5 protein-coding genes are annotated in these 3,777 nt (G+C 34.4%); all 5 read right to left on the bottom strand.

Going from position 1 to position 3,777, the window contains the following annotated elements:
• Positions 1-300, bottom strand: a 300-nt coding sequence (locus tag ACT8VG_RS08490) for a M20/M25/M40 family metallo-hydrolase (protein WP_444195626.1), incomplete at its 3' end; no start/stop codon positions are given.
• A 2-nt stretch (positions 301-302) separates the two neighbouring features.
• Positions 303-1,007 carry a 2,3,4,5-tetrahydropyridine-2,6-dicarboxylate N-acetyltransferase gene (gene dapD / locus ACT8VG_RS08485; RefSeq protein WP_006505521.1) on the bottom strand — a complete coding sequence of 235 codons (705 nt, stop codon included), beginning with the start codon at positions 1,005-1,007 and terminating at the stop codon, positions 303-305.
• Complete coding sequence (gene dapF, locus ACT8VG_RS08480; RefSeq protein WP_117460212.1) at positions 1,000-1,839, bottom strand: diaminopimelate epimerase; 840 nt, start codon at positions 1,837-1,839, stop codon at positions 1,000-1,002. The genes dapD and dapF overlap by 8 nt, the downstream gene beginning before the upstream one ends.
• Positions 1,840-1,913: 74 nt before the next feature.
• The gene (locus tag ACT8VG_RS08475) at positions 1,914-2,507 is read right to left on the bottom strand and encodes a L,D-transpeptidase family protein (protein ID WP_331874006.1); all 594 of its coding nucleotides are present in this window, start codon (positions 2,505-2,507) and stop codon (positions 1,914-1,916) included.
• A 287-nt stretch (positions 2,508-2,794) separates the two neighbouring features.
• Positions 2,795-3,337 (bottom strand): M15 family metallopeptidase, encoded by a 543-nt coding sequence (locus ACT8VG_RS08470; RefSeq protein WP_444195625.1) that lies wholly within the window; start codon positions 3,335-3,337, stop codon positions 2,795-2,797.
• Between the last annotated feature and the right edge of the window lie 440 nt (positions 3,338-3,777).

Genomic DNA, 3,777 nt, shown 5'->3' with positions numbered 1-3,777 from the left:
GCCTAGAAGTGCAGTCATATGGCCATCATGTCCACAAGCATGCATGATTCCTTTATGAGTAGAGGCAAAATCTACACCTGTTTCTTCATTGACAGGTAAGCCATCAATATCTGTTCTAAAAGCCACTGATTTACCATAGCCATGATCAATAAAGACATAAAGTCCTGTTTCTAATAATGGCTGTGGCTGATACCCCATCTTTTCCAGTTCTGCTTTTAGGTAAGCTGTTGTTTGTGTCTCTTCTAATCCTAGCTCAGGAATCTGATGTAGATCCCTGCGCCATCTCTTTAAATCATCCATGATTAAATCTTTCTTAAATCATCCATTAACTGAGTCTTATCTTTTGTCTGGTCGTCTTTTTCTTCTTTCACAATACGAGCTGGGTTACCAACTACTACTGCACCTGCTGGTACATCCTTAGTAACGATAGAACCTGCACCTACGACAGCACCCTTACCAATTCTTACACCTTCAATAACAACCGCATTGGCACCAATTAATACGTCATCTTCTAAGACAACTGGGTTTGCTGAAGGGGGTTCGATAACACCTGCAAGCACTGCACCTGCACCAACGTGACAATGTTTACCAACTTCAGCACGTCCTCCAAGTACTGCACCCATATCAATCATAGAACCTTCACCAATCTTAGCACCAATATTGATAACTGCACCCATCATGATAACTGCATTATCTCCAATAGTGACATGTTCACGGATAAAGCAGCCTGGTTCAATACGAGCATTGATATTTGTCATATCAATCATAGGAATCGCACTATTACGACGATCCTGTTCCATATAAGTTTCTGTAATCTTATCTTTGTTTTCTTCTAAATAAGCACGGATTGCATCTAAATCTCCAATACAGATTTTTGAATCTTCTGTACCAAACATCTTGAATCCTTCAGCCTTAGGTAAATCATGACCATTGATATATACCTTGACTGGTGTCTGTTTTTTCGCATTTCCAATATACTGGATAATTTCTTCTGCAGTTTTAAGCATAGTCTTCCTCCTTTAATGTACCTTCAAAAGTAGTCCTTGCAGGACCTGTCATAAATATCTTCTTATCACGGAGTTCAATCTGTAAATGACCCCCTAATAATTCTACATCCACTTTCTCATCACACTTGTTGTTGAGATAACTTGCATACATCACAGCACATGCACCTGTACCACAAGCCATTGTTTCACCACTGCCTCTTTCCCATACACGCATCTTTAGATGTTCTCTATCAACAACCTTTACAAATTCTGTATTGACTGATTCAGGGAATAAAGAAGCATGCTCAAACTTAGGACCAATTGCTTCGATATCAAAATCAAGTGTATCTACATACTGGATGACATGCGGATTACCCATAGAAACAGCTGTACAATAATATGTATTACCATCTATTTCAATAGGTGCATTCACCATCTCTACTTTAGAATAATTCACCGGAATATCAGAACATAGAGTAATTGGTTCACCCATATCTACACAGACACTTGTTACCTTTCCATCTTCTACATTCAATTCACAGGTTCTTATTCCTGCAAGTGTTTCAATCTTCAATGTTGTCTTATCAGTTAAGCCTTGATCATACACAAATTTAGAAAAGCAGCGGATTCCATTTCCACACATCTTTCCTTCACTACCATCAAGGTTGAACATACGCATTCTGAAATCACATGTTTCACTTGGTAAGATGATAATGACACCATCACTGCCAATACCTATATGACGATTAGATACCTTCTTGATAAATGTTTCATCTGTTGGAACATTCTGATTGATTCCATCAAAGTAAACATAATCATTCCCGATACCTTCCATTTTCAAGAATTTCAACATTTTCTTTTACACCTTTCTTGTTCATACTCTGAACTTAATGAAAGTATAACACAAAATTATCACTGTGACACTAACTAATATTTATACAAATTATCGTAAGAATCGATGATCATAATCGTCTTCTCATCAATCATAGTAAAGAGATATTTCACAATATCATGATGTAAGGCAACACATCCCATTGTATAGTCATGAGTGCCAAAACAATGAAAGAAATAAGCACTCCCCTTTCCTTTAATACACTCCTTATTATAGTTAAAGAAGGCTGTGTATTCATAAGGCTTTGCATAATCGATGAGATGTTCATCATTCTCTTTTGTACAATGAGAATGGTCCATAGTCTTTTCATCCACAAACTCATTATAATACTGTTCACCACACCAATAATCATCTTCAGTAATCTGATGATAAGGCATTATTGTACCAGGATCTGGCGCAATACCCATGAGTTTACCAAAAGTATATTCACCTATAGGTGTTTGTCTTGCTCCTTCTTTTCCTGCACCCATGCCTCTTTGTCCAATAAGTGCTGGTGTTTGTAAGACAAGCTCCCATTTTTCTTCTTTCTTATAATAATAGAATGTCGCATGACTTGTATCATAATGATCGACACAAACCAAAAAGAGTTGATCTGTTTTCTTTGATGCTTTTAAAGAATCTATATCCATGTAAATCCCTCCCTCATCATTATATGAAAAAACAATCCGAAAATACAATTTCTTTCAGATTATTGACAAATTCAGATATTTAAAACCATCTATAAGTCCTGTTGTTCTTTTCACAGGTCTTTCTCATCAAATTGATGAGTCATTTCTATTATTACATCCCATTTATAAGAAACAAAAAAGTCGCAAGACCACAAATTTTCTTAATTGAAGTGTGGACACTTACGACATTAACTATACATTCAATTTTGTTTACTTACAGTCTAGAAAAGATAGTTTTTATCTTCTTTCTAGTAATGTCTAGCATAATATTCATCAAATGTTAATTGACTCTCTTCTACCTTTTTAGCTAAATCTTTACCCACATAACGAATATGCCATGATTCATAATGATACCCTGTCAAATCTTCTTTATCCTTTGGGTAACGTAGAATGAAACCATATTGACTTAATTGACTTAAAAACCATTTATAGCAAGGATGATTAACAATATCTTCATATTTGTATTGATCTAAAGCAACATCAAGTCCTAGACCTGTTGTATGCTCACTATGACCGGGACGTGAACATGTTTCATCGGCCTTTGCAACATCATAGGTTTCTACCATATGGTTATAAATTTCTTTTTGCCAAAGTGTAGAACGATAGCCAGAAGTTACGTATAACTCAAAGCCCTTTTGATAACAAGCCTCTTGTAAAGCAATAAAATCATCATATAAGACTTTTCGAGCAGTATGTTTACTATAGAGAAGACCATACTTTTTAGCTTTATTATTGATTTCAACAAGATCATCGTGTGCATAGTTTTCATCTAACTGATAATATTTATTCACAATGGTATTTAAATCATTAGGATGTTCTTATTTTATAATATGATCATAGAAATCATAATCACGATTCATATTTACAAGTGTAATAATCTCTTCTTTCGTTAGATGAGGATGCTTATTTTTATATAAAGTATAACGTTCTTTATATTCTGGATGTTCATAACTTATAGATTTTATTTTTTCTTTACTGGCTGTTTAACTTCTTTAGGCAAGAAAAAGAAAAAACAGATCAATAATGCAAAAATAAGTGTTATAAATAAAATGCTCTTCATTTTCATAGAACAACCTCGATTTCTTCTTGTTAATCATTTGTTCAAAAGAATATACCGTTACAACATTTTCACTAAAATCAAAAGATAAGACTGCTCACACATTTAGTTTATCATAAAATAGGGTAGACAAGAAATAGTATTAATTTAAAGATTAATCACTATTTCCTTGCC

It is taken from the genome of Catenibacterium sp. (assembly GCF_052354645.1).
GTDB lineage: Bacteria > Bacillota_I > Bacilli_A > Erysipelotrichales > Coprobacillaceae > Catenibacterium > Catenibacterium mitsuoka_A.
This window is presented reverse-complemented; position numbering and strand designations above follow the sequence as displayed.